Origin of the sequence: Alteromonas sp. PRIM-21, assembly GCF_027563165.1 — a bacterium.
GTDB classification, from domain to species: domain Bacteria; phylum Pseudomonadota; class Gammaproteobacteria; order Enterobacterales; family Alteromonadaceae; genus Alteromonas; species Alteromonas macleodii_A.
The window spans coordinates 365,829-379,600 of record NZ_JADOEK010000001.1 but is presented as its reverse complement, the minus strand read 5'-3'; the positions used below and the strand labels follow the sequence as shown (position 1 = coordinate 379,600).

15 protein-coding genes are annotated in these 13,772 nt (G+C 45.4%); 2 read left to right on the top strand and 13 right to left on the bottom strand.

The window, feature by feature from the left end; translation table 11 throughout:
• Positions 1-12: 12 nt before the first annotated feature.
• From tolB to aspS, 10 genes are all read right to left on the bottom strand, one after another.
• Entirely contained in the window at positions 13-1,368 is a 1,356-nt protein-coding gene (gene tolB, locus IW644_RS01580) for a Tol-Pal system beta propeller repeat protein TolB (protein WP_269916135.1), read from the bottom strand.
• A gap of 4 nt (positions 1,369-1,372) precedes the next feature.
• On the bottom strand, positions 1,373-2,254 hold the full coding sequence (gene tolA, locus IW644_RS01575) for a cell envelope integrity protein TolA (protein WP_269916134.1): 882 nt from the start codon (positions 2,252-2,254) through the stop codon (positions 1,373-1,375).
• A gap of 7 nt (positions 2,255-2,261) precedes the next feature.
• Complete coding sequence (tolR, locus tag IW644_RS01570) at positions 2,262-2,681, bottom strand: protein TolR (protein WP_025254601.1); 420 nt, start codon at positions 2,679-2,681, stop codon at positions 2,262-2,264.
• 29 nt (positions 2,682-2,710) lie between these two features.
• On the bottom strand, positions 2,711-3,400 hold the full coding sequence (gene tolQ / locus IW644_RS01565) for a protein TolQ (protein WP_014948866.1): 690 nt from the start codon (positions 3,398-3,400) through the stop codon (positions 2,711-2,713).
• The gene (gene ybgC, locus IW644_RS01560; protein ID WP_269916133.1) at positions 3,390-3,788 is read right to left on the bottom strand and encodes a tol-pal system-associated acyl-CoA thioesterase; all 399 of its coding nucleotides are present in this window, start codon (positions 3,786-3,788) and stop codon (positions 3,390-3,392) included. The genes tolQ and ybgC overlap by 11 nt, the downstream gene beginning before the upstream one ends.
• Before the next feature lie 558 nt (positions 3,789-4,346).
• Entirely contained in the window at positions 4,347-5,351 is a 1,005-nt protein-coding gene (gene ruvB, locus IW644_RS01555; RefSeq protein WP_118489799.1) for a Holliday junction branch migration DNA helicase RuvB, read from the bottom strand.
• A gap of 69 nt (positions 5,352-5,420) precedes the next feature.
• A complete protein-coding gene (ruvA, locus tag IW644_RS01550) occupies positions 5,421-6,041 on the bottom strand; it encodes a Holliday junction branch migration protein RuvA (RefSeq protein ID WP_269916132.1) in 621 nt (206 codons plus the stop codon).
• Positions 6,042-6,077: 36 nt separating this feature from the next.
• A complete protein-coding gene (gene ruvC, locus IW644_RS01545) occupies positions 6,078-6,596 on the bottom strand; it encodes a crossover junction endodeoxyribonuclease RuvC (RefSeq protein ID WP_025254596.1) in 519 nt (172 codons plus the stop codon).
• Complete coding sequence (gene nudB / locus IW644_RS01540; protein WP_269916131.1) at positions 6,596-7,036, bottom strand: dihydroneopterin triphosphate diphosphatase; 441 nt, start codon at positions 7,034-7,036, stop codon at positions 6,596-6,598. The genes ruvC and nudB overlap by 1 nt, the downstream gene beginning before the upstream one ends.
• A gap of 3 nt (positions 7,037-7,039) precedes the next feature.
• Positions 7,040-8,800, bottom strand: a complete 1,761-nt coding sequence (gene aspS / locus IW644_RS01535) for an aspartate--tRNA ligase (protein ID WP_269916130.1) — start codon at positions 8,798-8,800, stop codon at positions 7,040-7,042.
• A gap of 200 nt (positions 8,801-9,000) precedes the next feature.
• Here aspS and IW644_RS01530 point away from each other — a divergent pair, with 200 nt between their 5' ends.
• Both IW644_RS01530 and IW644_RS01525 read left to right on the top strand, forming a co-directional pair.
• Complete coding sequence (locus tag IW644_RS01530; RefSeq protein ID WP_269916129.1) at positions 9,001-9,900, top strand: DUF72 domain-containing protein; 900 nt, start codon at positions 9,001-9,003, stop codon at positions 9,898-9,900.
• 98 nt (positions 9,901-9,998) lie between these two features.
• Positions 9,999-10,475 (top strand): GAF domain-containing protein, encoded by a 477-nt coding sequence (locus IW644_RS01525; protein ID WP_269916128.1) that lies wholly within the window; start codon positions 9,999-10,001, stop codon positions 10,473-10,475.
• Between the two features lie 34 nt (positions 10,476-10,509).
• Here the strand turns inward: IW644_RS01525 and IW644_RS01520 are convergent, their stop codons facing one another.
• The 3 genes from IW644_RS01520 to IW644_RS01510 form a co-directional block, all read right to left on the bottom strand.
• Positions 10,510-11,697: a flagellin N-terminal helical domain-containing protein gene (locus IW644_RS01520; RefSeq protein WP_269916127.1), complete on the bottom strand. Its 1,188-nt coding sequence runs from the start codon at positions 11,695-11,697 to the stop codon at positions 10,510-10,512.
• A 152-nt stretch (positions 11,698-11,849) separates the two neighbouring features.
• Positions 11,850-13,190 (bottom strand): sigma 54-interacting transcriptional regulator, encoded by a 1,341-nt coding sequence (locus IW644_RS01515; protein ID WP_269916126.1) that lies wholly within the window; start codon positions 13,188-13,190, stop codon positions 11,850-11,852.
• Positions 13,187-13,771 (bottom strand): hypothetical protein, encoded by a 585-nt coding sequence (locus IW644_RS01510; RefSeq protein ID WP_269916125.1) that lies wholly within the window; start codon positions 13,769-13,771, stop codon positions 13,187-13,189. The genes IW644_RS01515 and IW644_RS01510 overlap by 4 nt, the downstream gene beginning before the upstream one ends.
• Position 13,772 lies beyond the last annotated feature (1 nt).

Genomic DNA, 13,772 nt, shown 5'->3' with positions numbered 1-13,772 from the left:
GTCGTTAAATTGTTAGAACAAAAATGGTGACCAACTTGGCGATTTAACTTGCCCATTGGCTGCTGGTAACCTAGCTTTAAAACGCCCATCTAAAGAGACCAGTGATAGTACTTGAGTCCCCTCGTGAAGGGTGCTGTAAATAATCATGCTTCCATTCGGCGCTACACTTGGTGATTCATCTAAGTACGTCCGTGTCAGTACTTGAGGTGATCCACCATCCAAAGACTGCTTAGCAATGTGATAGTTCCCATTAGTTTGGTTAACCATAATCATTTGCTTGCCGTCAGGGGTTAGCGTACCGCCAAGGTTCTGTTCACCTACGAAGGTAACGCGCCTTACTTTCCCAGAATTTAAATTTACGCTATATATCTGGGGTTTACCACCCCGTTCCGAGCTAAATATTAAACCGCTGCCATCGGGTAGCCACGCAGGCTCCGTATCAATCGCTCTATTGCGCGTGACTCGGCGAAGATTTTTCGTCGCCAAGTCCATCACATAGAGTTCAGGGTTTCCATCTTTCGATAAAACCATAGCAAGTTGCTTGCCATCTGGTGAAAACACCGGGCTACTGTTTATTCCAGGGAAATCAGTAATGCGTGTACGCTCACTGGTGTAAATATCTTGAATGAATATTTGCGGTCTACGGTTTTCAAAGCTTACATAAGCTAACTTCTCGCCGTCAGGTGACCATACCGGCGACATAAGTGGCTCAGGTGACGACAACAAACGGGTTTCGTTCTCGCCATCATAATCTGCAATCACTAATTGATAGGGCTTGTCCACGGTATCGCGGTCGCGAACAATGACATAAGCAATTTTCGTTAAAAATGCACCGCGAACGCCGGTTAATTTTTCATAGACGATGTCGCTAATTCGATGCGCATACTGGCGAAAATCTCGCCCGTTTATCACCGCCTGACGAGCAGCAAGAACATGATTATTACTTGATACTAAGTTGCCATTTTTAAGTACTTTAGCTTGGCCATTATCAACTTGCCCTTTGAGGACATCAATTAGCTCATACGATACAAGAAAGCGATCGCCGCCTTGAGGCTCAATGCTTCCCACTAATACGGTATCAACACCAAGCGTTGCCCATGCGGTGAAAGACACTTGCTCAGCGGTTTCTGGATACTGTGGCATTTTATCTACAGAGACCGGGTTAAACTTACCGCTTCGCATCAAATCAGCCATCACCACTTTAGAAATGTCGCCTGGCATACTGCCTTGCCCTTTCCACTTAAATGGCACAACACCGATTGGCCGGGCGCTATCTACGCCCTCGGTTATTACAATTTCTAAGGATGCAAATACTTTGACACTAAAGGCCATCGTAATAAGCGCTATCCATAAACCTAGTTTTTTCATACCACTATAATTCCACTTTTAAAGTTATGTCTTTTAGCTGCTCGTAAACATCGGGTGCATCTGACACAGGTAGCTTTTCTGCACGGCGCACTGCACTCTCTGCTGCGCGGCATAGCGCGTCGTTACCGCCAAGTACACGAATGCTGGTTACAAAACCTGTGGTCGCCAGCCGTATATTCAAGCGGCAAGTTTTACCGCTATAGCTGTCGTCAGAATACAAGTTGCGCTTGATAGTTTGCTGAATTAGCGCGGTGTAGCGCTCAACTTCAGTTAACACTTGCTTTCGTCTACGCTCTCGCTGAGCCGCTTGCTCTTGCGCTAACTGCTCTTGCATGATCCTTTCCATCTCTGCACGTTCAGCCGCTTCTTTCTTTTTCCGCTCGGCTTCAGCTTTCGCTTTTGCTTCACGTTCCTTGCGCTCTTGTTCCTTTTGCGCGGCAAGGCGTTCTAACTCTTTTTGTCTTTTTGCCTCGGCAGCCTCAGCCTCACGCTTTTCTTTCGCACGCTTAGCTGCTAGCTGCTGTTGACGCTTTTTCTCAGCTGCCGCTTGTGCTTTTCTTTGCTTCTCTCGCTCTTGGGCTCGTGCCTGCGCTTCGGCTTGTGCCTGGGCCTTCTTCTGGTCGGCTATAGCTTGCGCATCAATGAAGGTTGCTTCAATTACTGGCGCATTAGAGGGAGCGTTAGGAAGCGGCTCGGGCGAGAAACTGACGCTAATAAGTAACAGTGCAGCAATAATGGCATGCAAGCCTAACGACTTGTATAAACCAAGTTGTTCAGGTGTGATTTTACTTTTCTTGTTACCTTTTTGTTTCGCCCCCACGCGCTCTCCTTCTTTCGAAGAAGCATTTTTGTGCTCAGTGCTGTTGGACACTTCAGGTTTCGACATATCTATTTTACTCAACCGGATCCGTCATTAACCCTACTGAAGGCACACCAGCTTGTTGCAACAATACCATTAACTGTATTACTTCGTTGTACGCCACCTGCCCATCACCTTTCACAACAACAGGCGTGTTAGGCTCTTTGGTTAACTGTGCTTTTACTATGGCACCCAGCTCATCTTCACTGATTGGTGATTCTTGGTCTTCACCAACATTCAAAAAGTAGCGGCCTTTAACATCTACCGACGCAATAATGGGCGGGTTATCTTCTTGCTCGATAGGGTTAGCACTTGCTTTAGGCAAGTCAACTTTAACCCCTTGCGAAATAAGTGGCGCCGTTACCATGAAGATAATAAGTAGCACTAACATCACGTCGATGTAGGGTACAACGTTTATCTCTGATACCGGTCTGCGGCGTTTTCTTACGTACATAACAAGTCCTCCGTTTGGAATGTAAACGCTTAGGCTTGTTGTTGTGCTTGCGCAGCAACCGCTTGGCGATGAAGAATTGCCGAGAACTCTTCCATGAAGTTGCCATAGCTATTTTCTAGCTTCTCAACTTGGTGACTAAAACGGTTGTATGCAATGACAGCTGGAATAGCTGCAAATAGACCAATGGCAGTTGCAATAAGCGCCTCTGCAATACCAGGCGCTACCATTGCAAGGGTAGCTTGCTGTACTTCACCTAACGCGATGAAGGCATTCATTATTCCCCACACTGTTCCGAAAAGACCAATGTAAGGACTGATAGAGCCTGCAGTAGCTAGAAAAGGTAGACGACTTTCTAGTTCTTCAACTTGACGTGACATAGAAACACGCATAGCACGGTAAGTACCGTCAACAATGCCATTAGTTGCCGTGTTTGATTTGCGCAGGCGAACAAACTCTTTAAAACCTGAACAGAAAATGCTGCCCATACCGGTTAGGTTCGTTCTTGCCGAAAGCTCTTGATAAAGACGGTTCAGGTCTGCGCCTGACCAGAACTTATCTTCAAACTGACGCATTTCATTTCGTGCAGCCGACAAAGCTTTACTTCGTTGAAATATGAAAGTCCAAGATGCGATTGAAACGCTTAATAGTAAAAGCATAACAAGTTGAACAATAAAGCTTGCTTGTAAGAACAAGCCAATAAAAGTGAGATCAGATGACACGCGAAATTTCCCCTAACAAAGTACGTGGTAATCTTTTTGGCTTCATTACAGCCAAATCGACGCAGGCAACCTTAATATTTCCAGATACTAAGGTAACGCCTTGTTCATTTTTAATATTTTGTTGAAACGTCATACTAGCGCCTTTCAATTCTACAACGCGAGTTTCAATACTCAACAGCTGATTAAACCGCGCTGGCGCATAGTTATGCATTTCAACGTGTTTGACGACAAAAGCGATGGATTGTTCCATTAGCGTATCTTGTTCGTACCCAAGCTCGCGAAGCCACTCAGTACGGGCTCTTTCCATAAACTTTAGGTAATTCGCATAATACACAATACCGCCAGCGTCGGTGTCTTCGTAATACACTCTTACCTGATGTAAATGCATAACTATTCCCTCACCTTTAAATTTATTAATCCAAAATATAGTTAGAACCACTATTTTCAGCGATAAAATGCAGAACATAAAAGCCCTGCAGACCGCAATAACACTAACCATTAATCAAAATTAAACCAATATTAAACACATAATTAACACATTAGTTTTTCTAATCAACACCAACAATTTTACTCAATTGTGCTTTTTTATGCGCTCCATATAATGCACAGCATCAGTCGTACAGAGCGTGATGGTGCATAGCACGGTCATGCAAGAGTTTTTTCTCCTGTTAGACATGAGTTCCCTGGATTTATTTCCTTCAACACTTGTTGTTTTAGCCCGCTCTCTGAGCGGGCTTTTTTTTGCCTATAGTTTGAGACTGTTTCTAACGAAAGAATCAATACCTATACCAGCCACTCGCTCTATACTCCTGCTCTCCCACGTCCGACTTTGTTTCTACTCCAGCATAAATTTGTTTGACTTGCGCTATTTACTAAGCCTAAAAAAGCCCAGCTATCCAGCTAGGCCTTTGATACGAATCTATACCCTGTTAAACAAAGCGATAAATTATTCTGATGGAGTAAAGCCAAAGTGTAGATAGGCGCGCTGTGATACGATACGACCCCGTGGCGTGCGTTGTAAGAAGCCCTGTTGAATAAGGAAGGGTTCAATTACATCTTCTATGGTTTCTTTTTCTTCACCAATAGCGGCTGCCAAGTTATCTAAGCCTACTGGCCCACCATCAAACTTTTCAATAATAGCCGTAAGCAATTTGCGGTCCATGTAATCAAAGCCTTCTTTGTCTACATCAAGCATATCGAGGGCTTTAGCAGCGACATCAGCGCCTACGGTACCATCCGATTTAATCTCGGCATAATCTCGAACACGGCGAAGTAAGCGATTAGCGATACGCGGTGTACCTCTAGAGCGACGTGCCACTTCTTGAGCGCCTTCCTCATTCATTTCTAAATTAAGATAGCTTGCACTTCTTGCAACGATGCTAGTGAGGTCTTTTACATTGTAAAATTCCAGCCGTTGTACAATCCCGAAACGGTCCCGTAATGGCGATGTTAATGAGCCTGCGCGTGTGGTGGCCCCCACCAAAGTAAAGGGAGGAAGGTCGAGCTTAATAGAGCGCGCCGCTGGCCCCTCGCCTATCATAATATCAAGCTGATAGTCTTCCATTGCTGGATAAAGGATTTCTTCCACTACTGGGCTTAACCTGTGTATTTCATCAATGAACAATACATCGTTGCGCTCTAGGTTGGTAAGCAGCGCGGCAAGATCACCAGCTTTCTCTAGCACAGGCCCTGAAGTGGTTTTGATGTTTACGCCCATCTCGTTAGCCACAATATTCGCCAAGGTTGTTTTACCTAAACCAGGCGGGCCAAAGATAAGTAGATGGTCGAGCGCATCATCGCGATTACGTGCCGCCTGAATAAATATTTCCATTTGCTCACAAACGTGAGGCTGCCCTGTGTAGTCTTCCAACATTTTAGGGCGAATGGCACGGTCAATCACCTCGTCTTCGGTACTGGCGTCAGGCGTAATCAGTCTGTCTGCTTCAATCATGATAGTTCTACTTTAGGGAATAACACGAAGACAGCATAACGACATTATCGCTGCCTTCACTACGGGCTATTATATAGCGGCTTTTAAGGCATCGCGAATTACCGCTTCGCTTTCCATACCTTCAGTGTATACACTTTCAACCAGCTTACTGGCCTGTGCTGGCTTATAGCCTAATGCGATAAGTGCGCTTTGCGCCTCTTCACGGGCGTCGTTTACTTCAACAATTGTGTTATTCGATAACAGGTCACTGCTAGGCGGTGGCATCACAATGCTTTGCGCTTTACCAAACTTAGCGAGCCTGTCTTTAAGTTCGACCACTAAACGTTCGGCAGTTTTCTTACCAATGCCAGGTAAGCTGACGAGTGCTGAAACGTCTTCATTTTGCACACTTGCCAAAAACTGCCCAGCCGACATACCCGATAAAATAGCTAAGCCCAGTTTAGGGCCTACACCATTAGCTTTTATTAACTCGCGAAATAAGCCTCTTTCCATTTTATCGGCAAAGCCGAAAAGTAGCTGGGCATCTTCACGTACCACGAAGTGTGTATATACCACCACTTCCTCACCGACTGCTGGCAGCTGGTAAAAACTGGTCATGGGCATATGAATTTCGTAACCAACACCAGCTACGTCTACAAGAATTTCTGGTGGCTGCTTTTCAGCCAACGTACCACGAATTCGTCCTATCATGAATCATCTCTGTAAAAGCGTTAGCTTTAAGCAGGATTAGCGCAAGCGTCCGCGTACAGTTTTGCGAGCTTGTCCTGCCATATTTATTAGGCTCTGTTCGGTGTGTGCATGACATAAGGCAACGGCTAAGGCGTCAGCAGCATCGGCTTGTGGTGTACCGCTTAAATTCAACAGGTGTTTAACCATGTGCTGAACTTGCGTTTTATCGGCACCACCTTTGCCAACTACCGACTGCTTAATTTGCCTTGCACTGTATTCAGCTACTGGAAGCTGCGCTTGAGTGGCTGCAACGATAGCTGCACCTCTCGCTTGACCAAGCTTTAACGCTGAATCAGGGTTTTTCGCCATGAATACTTGCTCAATAGCAAACTGTTCAGGCTTATATTGGCGAATAATATCGCCAACGCCAGTAAAAATATTAGCAAGACGTGAAGGCAAATCGGTTGTACCAACGCGAATACATCCGCTCGCCACATACACTAGCTTACCTTGCTTTCGCGCTATTATGCCGTAGCCTGTAATCCGAGAACCTGGATCTATACCCAGTATAACCATTAAGGCACACTCGGTACAAACAAAGATACCGCTTCTTTATTAGAGGGAGACCATAAACGCGTTAACGCTTCATCTTTTGACACCCATTCAAACTGCAAATGCTCTGTCAAAACAATAGGTAAATCGCTGTTTATTTGGAGGGAAAATACGTGCTCTGTATTGTGCACAGTACCTGGGGGATAACGGTGTAGCCAGCGGCTACGAATAACATATTTGTTTTGCTTACCGTGATCGTTAACAACAAATCCGTGCACTTTTGCGTCGATGCCAATTTCTTCACACACTTCACGGTATGCCGTTTCTAAGGGTAACTCTCCTTCTTCTAGCGCGCCGGTTACCGACTGCCAAAAGGTGGGGTCGTCTTGTCGTTGCAAAAGCAACACTCGGTAGTGTTGGTCATACAACACTACCAGTGCAGATTCAGGCTTCTTATACGCCATAAATTACGATTGCTTTTTCACCGTTGCAATAGCTAGCTCTTCAAGCTGCTGAGGGTTTGCAGGGCTAGGCGCCGATGTTAACGGGCATGCCGCTGTGGTCGTTTTCGGGAACGCCATTACATCGCGAATAGAGGTTGCGCCCGTCATTAGCATTACCAAACGGTCTAGACCAAACGCAAGACCTGCATGCGGTGGCGCACCAAAGCGAAGTGCATCAAGCAAGAAGCCAAACTTGTTCTTCGCTTCTTCATCGTCAATACCAAGAATGTTGAATACTGTAGACTGCATGTCTTCATTGTGAATACGTACAGAACCGCCACCTAGCTCAACACCGTTCAATACCATGTCGTACGCGTCAGATAAGGCTTCAGCTGGGTTAGCTTTAAGCTCTTCAGGCGTTAGACCACGTGGTGCAGTAAACGGGTGATGGATAGCGTGAAGCTGACCGTCGAACTCTTCAAACATCGGGAAGTCAACAACCCAAAGTGGCTTCCACTCGCCTTCAAGAAGCTCAAAGTCTTCACCAAGCTTAAGACGAAGTGCGCCCATTGCTTCAGTCACTACTGTGTAGCTGTCTGCACCGAACAATAGAATATCGCCACTTTGTGCGCCAGAGCGCTCAATGATTGCGTTAGTAATGTCTTCCGTTAGGAATTTAAGGATTGGCGACTGTAGGCCTTCAAGACCAGCGCCAGCATCGTTAACTTTAATCCATGCTAGGCCTTTCGCGCCGTAAATACCTACAAACTTGGTGTATTCGTCAATTTGCTTGCGCGAAAGTGACGCACCGGCAGGTACGCGAATAGCAGCAACGCGACCTTTCGGGTCGTTGGCTGGGCCGCTGAATACTTTAAAGTCAACGTTAGCAAGCAAGTCTGCAACGTCTGTTAACTCTAGCGGGTTGCGCAAGTCGGGCTTGTCGCTACCAAAGCGCTTCATCGCTTCTGCATAAGTCATACGCGGGAAATCGCCAAGATCAACGTTTAGCATTTTGTTGAACAAGTCGCGGATCATACGTTCTGTAATAGACATTACGCCGTCAGCGTCTAAGAACGTAGTCTCAATATCGATTTGGGTAAATTCCGGCTGGCGGTCAGCACGTAAGTCTTCGTCGCGGAAGCACTTAACGATTTGATAGTAACGGTCCATGCCCGACATCATCAGAAGCTGTTTGAAAAGCTGTGGCGACTGCGGAAGTGCAAAGAACTCGCCTTTGTGCGTGCGGCTTGGCACTAGGTAGTCACGTGCACCTTCTGGCGTTGCCTTAGTAAGAATAGGTGTTTCAATATCTAAGAAACCTTCTTCCTCTAGGAAACGACGTACAGCACCGGTTACTTTTGCACGAAACTGCAAGCGTTGGCTCATTACAGGACGGCGAAGGTCTAGATAGCGATAACGAAGGCGCTGTTCTTCTGAGTTTTCTTGGTTCCAGTCCAGTGGAAGTACGTCAGATTTGTTGATCACTTCAAGGCCTGTACCTAGAATTTCAATTTCACCTGTGCGCATGTCTTTATTAATTTGACCTTCAGGGCGCGCTCGTACTTTACCGGTTAACTTTACACAGAATTCACTACGTAACGTGTTAGCTACTGATAGCACGTCTGGTAAATCTGGGTCGAACACCACTTGTACGATACCTTCGCGATCGCGTAAGTCGATGAAAATTACACCGCCTAAATCGCGACGCTTATTAACCCACCCGCAAAGGGTAACTTCTTGTCCAATGTATGATGAATCGATATTCCCACAGTAATCTGTGCGCATGGTCCTTGACCCCTGATGTTTTCTTCTTGCTTCGCATGCAATGAATTGGCGTTCAAAACCGTTTACTTTTGAGCTTAAGACTTTGCCAAAATTCGCGTAAACTTGCTGGCCAATTAACCGGCCCGCCCACAACATGCATAATGTAATGATTTAAAGGCCGCATAGTATAAACAAATGCTTGATAAAGCCCAATGACAAATATGCACAAATCAGCCATATCCCGAGGAAATCTCTACATTGGTTTGCCAATGTGGCAACACAGCCATTGGCCAAGCACCTGGTTTGCTAATTATCCCAAGTCCAATAATGGATTGTCGCTGTATGCCAAAGAGTGTAATACGGTGGAGGGGAATACAACGTTTTACTCACTTCCTCACGAAGACGCGGTAGCGAGATGGTGCGACTCAGTCCCCGACCATTTTAGATTTACCTTTAAGTTTCATCAGAACATTACTCATGTTCATCAATTACAGCATTGTGAAGAAGAGGTGGCTCAACAACTTGCTTTGTTGAGCCCACTAAAAGAAAAGTTAGGGGTGGTTATGCTGCAACTGCCCGCTTCTTTCGGGCCAGAGAAACTGCCCGTTCTAGATACGTTTTTAGCAAACTTACCTAAAAAATTAAACATTGCAGTTGAAGTGCGCCACCTGGCGTTTTTCGCTAAAGGTAATGAGGAAAAAGCGCTTAACCAACTTTTGATCCGCCACGGTGTGAATAGAATTATTATGGACACTCGAGCTTTATTTAGCGGCTCTTTAGATGCAGGCGGAGCAGATAAGCGTGCTATGCTAGAAGAAGTCAGGCAGAAAAAGCCGCGGGTTCCCGTTAACGTTATCGCTACAGGCCAGACTCCCATTGTGCGCTTCGTGGGTAATGATATTGATGATGACAACCAGCGCTGTTTATTGCCCTGGGTGAAAAAAGTGAAGCTTTGGCAAAGCGAAGGAAAAGATGTGTACTTTTTTTGTCACCGCCCTGACAATAAAGACGCACCAAGGCTGGCGCAACAGTTTATTGATTTGTACAACGCTGAAGAGATAGCCCACCGGTTAGACAACCTTTCAATTAAAAATCAGCCAGCTCAAAACGACTTGTTTTAGACAATAACTCCTTAATAGATAGTATTTTTCTGATTTAAAGGTAAACTACGACGGTTATTAGTTTTTGTGTTAAACCACTTTTTATCGTGACCTCCTCAATGAATCATGAATACGAAAAAGCACGTCTGGCTGCTTTGGAATCGTTAGATATATTAGACACTCCCCCCAGCGAACAACTTGATGCGCTTACTAAAAAAGTCCAAGAAGAATTTAGTGCTAAAACCTGCTTGGTAAGCCTGGTTGCTGAAGACCGTCAATGGTTTAAGTCGCGTCAATGCATGGATGCTACAGAAACACCCCGTAACATCTCTTTTTGCACTTATGCCATTGCAGAAGAGGAATATTTAATAGTACCTGATGCAAAAGCTGACAAAGTATTCGCTAATAACCCGTTGGTAACTGGCAAGCCATATATTCGGGCGTATGCGGGTGCAATTTTACGTAATAAAGACGGCTATGAACTAGGTACCTTATGCCTTCTGTTTGATGAACCAAGAGACTTTACAGAAACTGAGATAGTGAGCTTAGAAAACTATGCTCGCACAGCGGAAATTATCATTTTTTCAGAACATTAATGTCGTCATTCCGCACACTACTTCGAGTGTAGGTTTAATTTAACAGGAACAGAACATTTTGTGGCATTTGATTGGCCATTGCTAAAACACTGACATTAGCCTTCTCTAGAATAGAAAAACGCGTTTCTTGGGCAGTAACGCTAGCAAAATCCGACTGAGTTATTTGGGCACTGGCACGCTGTAAATTCACGCTCGTGCTCGACATACTTTTGAGCGCTGAAGAAAAGCGGTTTGACGTTGCCCCCATATCTGTTCGCAAATTACTTATAATTTCAATGGCGTTATCGACCATGTCTAATGCGCTTCGATTTTGCTGTGCATTTTGCGCATCGTACTGACCGACTTTGCTGTTCAAACTCGACGATATTTGAAACTCACCTGTCGGGGTAGCCACGCGGATATCGGCATTGGTCTGATTAAGGATTACATCGCCTGTTACCAAATTAGTGCTTGTTGCATTGAGCCCTAAAATTTCGTTGGCCGTAGTGCTAATTAGCGCCGCATTAACGCCTTGATTTTCCACTAACTGAACAGCCCGTTCTACAAACGTTAACCCGCTATCGGTTGAAACGCTCAATCTTTTTTCTCCGGGATTATCCTGCGCTTGAAGTATCACTTCGCCGGCATTTAGTGCGCTCGATCCGGATACACTCTGCCCTGACAAGCTTTGAGGTTGTTGACCAGATTCTGATACTGAAAACCCCGTCAAACCCAGTCCGGCAAGACCAATCCCATCACCATCTTGCGTTAAATCGACGCGAATGTTGCTGCTGCCGTTCGCGCTTATCGCAAAATCGCGGATAAAGTTACCGTCGAAAAGTTTCTCACCTGCATAAGTAGTAGAGTCTGCAATACGTGCTATTTCGTTGAGGTGCGCCTGAACTTCTTGATTTATAGAAGCTAGGTCGCTTTTTCCGTAGATGCCGTTTTGTGAAGCTATAGACAGCGTGCGAATGTCATTCAAATGGCGCGTGACTTCGCTTAGGCTACCATCAACTACTTGTAACAGCGCTTGCCCGCTATTAGCGTTTTCGACGGCTTGATTGAGTCCGATTGTTTGACTGCTAAGACGCTCATAAATTTGGAGGCCCGCCGCATCATCACTCGCTTTGTTGATACGAAGCCCTGAACTTAGTTGCTCGAAGGAACGACTCAGGCCTTTGTTTACACCGAACAGGGTGTTTGTAGCCTGTTGTGTGGCTACATTGGTATGCAAAAACATAGCGTATCACCATATACATAACACCTAATATAAAGATAGTAGAATGTAAGTGGCTTACACCGTTTCCGTTTAAAAAATAAACTAAAGAATAATGCAGAAATAAAAACAGGGGCTTTTAGCCCCTGTTAGTTCAGTCACAATTTAAAACTGACTTATCTGAAATCGGCGGCATCTAAATCATGCTTTTTCATAAGTTTGTGCATGTCCGTACGGTTTCTACCTGCAAGCTCAGCAGCGCGTGTTACATTGCCATCGGTCATTTTAAGAAGCTTATGAAGATATTGCTGTTCAAAGGCGTCGCGAGCCTCTGTGAGCGTTGGCCAGCTCTGCTTAGTAGCGGAAAGAGCTTGTTCTACTAAATGTAGAGGGATGACAGGTGTTTGCGTTAAAGCTACGCATTGCTCAACCACGTTTACAAGCTGACGTACGTTACCCGGCCAAGATGAAGTCACTAACTGTTGCATTGCATCGTCAGAGAACTGGCTTACATTCACACCATGACGCTGTGCACTTTGCTGAAGCAGCGAGCGAGCCAATAGTGGAATGTCCTCACTACGCGATTTAAGCGATGGAAGCTTAAGGTTGACTACATTCAAGCGGTAGTACAAGTCTTCGCGGAAGGTGCCCTCTTCCATTTCTTTATGCAAATCTTTGTGCGTGGCAGAAATAATACGTACATCAATATCTACGTGTTTACTGCTGCCAACCGGACGAATCTGGCGTTCTTGTAATGCGCGAAGAAGTTTAACTTGAAGTGTCATTGGCATATCGCCAATTTCGTCTAGAAATAGCGTACCACCGTCGGCTTCCCTAAATAAGCCAGGATGGGCTGCTACGGCGCCGGTAAACGCGCCCTTTGCGTGACCAAACAATTCAGATTCAAGTAAGTTTTCAGGTAGCGCACCACAGTTAATCGCTACAAATGGTTTATCGCTGCGGTTACTGGCTTTATGGATAGCGTTCGCCAACAGTTCTTTACCTGTGCCGCTGGCGCCACTGATAAGAACAGATACTTCGCGCTGGGCAATACGAAACGCTTGGTCAAGGACATTGAGCATTTCGGGTGAACGGGTGATTATGTCTTTTGCCCAGTCCCCCGGCTGCGCAGCTTGAGATTGACTCAATGCTTTTTGCAATAATGCACGCAATTCATCGTGATCAACGGGTTTAGGTAAGAAACCAAAGACACCGCGCTGAGTGGCAGCAACCGCATCCGCAATAGTGCCATGCGCCGTCATTAAAATAACAGGGATGTCTTTTCTAATTCCCATTATCTCTTCAAATAGGCTTAAACCGTCTAAGCCCGGCATGCGCAGATCGCTTAATACAACATCATAGTTATCGTTTTGAAGTTTTCTCAGCGCCGACTGACCGTCTTCCACTGCGGTCACATTGTACCCCTCGCCTTCAAGGCGAATGGTCAACAAGCGCAATAAGCTTTTATCATCATCAACCAACAATAAGTTAGGGTTACTACTCGCCTTCTCGCTCACTGTTGTGTACTCCTGTTTTTGTCCATCAGTGTTGCTTCTATTTGCAACAGTTCTTCTAATTTTTTACGCAGATTAACGGCTTCTTGTTCTAGCGCCTTAACCTTCTCTCCACGTGATGTATTTTCTTGTTCCAACACGACCATTGCAGACTCAAGCTGCATTATCTGGTTGTTTTGCGAAGCAGCAATAACATCAACTACTTCTTGGGCTTCTGCTGTGAATGTACCCGCGATATCATTTAATGCTAGTTGTGCGCGCAACCTGTCTTGATAAGGGGTATCAGTAGGTAGCGTTAAAATATAAGCATGGATGGTGTCAAACGCTGAATCCCCTAATGCTTTTAAAGCCTGCTTACGCTCTAGCCAAGGTTGATTCGCTGCAGCAATCCACGTATTAAGCCAATAGGCTGCATCGCAATTGTGTTCAAAAACAGGTGGCGGCTCGTTAAACAAACAGATACCACGTTCTATCTTTGCTACAGGTGTCACTTTTTCTGGCTCACCCGTGTTGCTGCTGTTTCTGGTTAAACTCTGACATCCTGTCAGTACCAGCAAGGCAACAATTAAACCACTTATTCTCATT

What these genes read in the sequence shown, in the direction of transcription:
- tolB (WP_269916135.1), bottom strand. Translation starts at nt 1,368, where the DNA reads ATGAAAAAACTAGGTTTATGGATAGCGCTTATTACGATGGCCTTTAGT.
- tolA (WP_269916134.1), bottom strand. Translation starts at nt 2,254, where the DNA reads ATGTCGAAACCTGAAGTGTCCAACAGCACTGAGCACAAAAATGCTTCT.
- tolR (WP_025254601.1), bottom strand. Translation starts at nt 2,681, where the DNA reads ATGTACGTAAGAAAACGCCGCAGACCGGTATCAGAGATAAACGTTGTA.
- ybgC (WP_269916133.1), bottom strand. Translation starts at nt 3,788, where the DNA reads ATGCATTTACATCAGGTAAGAGTGTATTACGAAGACACCGACGCTGGC.
- ruvB (WP_118489799.1), bottom strand. Translation starts at nt 5,351, where the DNA reads ATGATTGAAGCAGACAGACTGATTACGCCTGACGCCAGTACCGAAGAC.
- ruvA (WP_269916132.1), bottom strand. Translation starts at nt 6,041, where the DNA reads ATGATAGGACGAATTCGTGGTACGTTGGCTGAAAAGCAGCCACCAGAA.
- ruvC (WP_025254596.1), bottom strand. Translation starts at nt 6,596, where the DNA reads ATGGTTATACTGGGTATAGATCCAGGTTCTCGGATTACAGGCTACGGC.
- nudB (WP_269916131.1), bottom strand. Translation starts at nt 7,036, where the DNA reads ATGGCGTATAAGAAGCCTGAATCTGCACTGGTAGTGTTGTATGACCAA.
- aspS (WP_269916130.1), bottom strand. Translation starts at nt 8,800, where the DNA reads ATGCGCACAGATTACTGTGGGAATATCGATTCATCATACATTGGACAA.
- IW644_RS01530 (WP_269916129.1), top strand. Translation starts at nt 9,001, where the DNA reads ATGCACAAATCAGCCATATCCCGAGGAAATCTCTACATTGGTTTGCCA.
- IW644_RS01525 (WP_269916128.1), top strand. Translation starts at nt 9,999, where the DNA reads ATGAATCATGAATACGAAAAAGCACGTCTGGCTGCTTTGGAATCGTTA.
- IW644_RS01520 (WP_269916127.1), bottom strand. Translation starts at nt 11,697, where the DNA reads ATGTTTTTGCATACCAATGTAGCCACACAACAGGCTACAAACACCCTG.
- IW644_RS01510 (WP_269916125.1), bottom strand. Translation starts at nt 13,771, where the DNA reads ATGAGAATAAGTGGTTTAATTGTTGCCTTGCTGGTACTGACAGGATGT.